The sequence below is a fragment of the Micromonospora humidisoli genome, from assembly GCF_016900955.1.
Classification (GTDB): domain Bacteria; phylum Actinomycetota; class Actinomycetes; order Mycobacteriales; family Micromonosporaceae; genus Micromonospora; species Micromonospora wenchangensis.
In genome coordinates this window covers 1-1,298 of the sequence record NZ_JAFEUO010000025.1, presented here as the reverse complement: position 1 = coordinate 1,298, position 1,298 = coordinate 1, and the positions used below count along the sequence as shown (strand labels likewise).

At 68.3% G+C, this 1,298-nt stretch carries 1 protein-coding gene; it reads right to left on the bottom strand.

What is annotated here, in order from left to right; genetic code table 11:
• Positions 1-30: 30 nt before the first annotated feature.
• A protein-coding gene (locus JQN84_RS31135; protein WP_372446030.1) for an IS3 family transposase occupies positions 31-1,232 on the bottom strand; the annotation gives its coding sequence in 2 pieces (ribosomal slippage) (positions 31-945 and positions 948-1,232; 1,200 coding nt in all).
• Between the last annotated feature and the right edge of the window lie 66 nt (positions 1,233-1,298).

Here is a 1,298-nt window from a genome sequence, read left to right as displayed (position 1 = left end):
TGAGGTTCCCCCCGGGATGTGGACACCGGGTTATGCCGCGATCTGGTGCAGGGTAGCTGGTGTGAGGGTTTGTTCGTAGTCGGCGGGGCTGAGGTAGCCGAGTGTGGAGTGGCGTCGTCGGTGGTTGTAGAAGGCGATCCACCGGAACACGTCACGGCGGGCGTCGGTCTCGGTGGTCCACCGTCGGTGGTCGACGTCGAGTTCACGCTTGAGCGTCGCGAAGAACGCCTCGGCCAGGGCGTTGTCGTACGACGACCCGGTTCGCCCCATCGAGCGGCGGATGCCGTGTCGGTGGCAGGCGTCGGCGAAGGCGCTGCTGACGTATTGGGCGCCCCTGTCGGAGTGGAAGATCACGCCGTCGACCCGGCCACCGCGGGCGGCGACGGCCGCGTCGAGGGCGTCGGTGATCAGGCTCGTGCGCATGTGGGTGTTGATCGACCAGCCGATGAGGCGGCGGGTGGCGATGTCGATGACGGTGGCCAGGTAGAGCCAGCCGGCGCCGACGCGTAGGTAGGTGATGTCGCCGCACCACCGCTGGTCCGGTGTCGTGGCGGTGAAGTCGCGGCCGATCAGGTCCGGTGCCGGCGGGGTGGCGGGGTCCGGGATGGTGGTGCGTTTGCGGCGGCGCAGATGCCGGCCGACGAGGTCGCGTTGCCGCATGATCCGCTCGACGCGCTTGCGGTTGATCCGCACTCCGTGGGCGCGTAGTTCGACGGTCACCCGAGGGGATCCGTAGGTGCCGCCGGAGTCGGTGTGAACCTGGGTGATCCGGTCAGCGAGGGCGTCCTCGGCGGCGGCGCGGGACCGGCGGGCCGGCTCACCCGCGGTCCAGTGGTAGAACCCGGAACGGGACACCGCCAGGACCCGGCACAGCCGCTTGACGCCGAAGGTGGCGCGGTGGGCGGAGATGAACCGGAAGCGGCTGGTCACCGATCCATCTCCTTCGCGAAATAGGCGGCTGCCTTACGCAGGATCTCCTTCTCCTGCCGCAACTCCGCGACCTCACGGCGCAGCCGGGCGATCTCGGCGTCCTTGTCCGCCACCGACGGCGTGTCTCCACCCGATACCGGACCCGTCCCGGTCTGCCGCTCCTGCTTACGGACCCAGTTCCGCAGCGTCTCGTGACTCATCCCCAACTCACGAGCGACCTGATTGATCGGCCGCCCCGACGAACGGACCAGCTCAATCGCGTCACGCTGAAACTCTTCCGTGTACTTCGATGGACGCCCCAACGGGGACACCCCTTCCTCTGGACCAACATCCAGTCTCAGGGTGTCCACATCTCAGGGGGAAGCCCA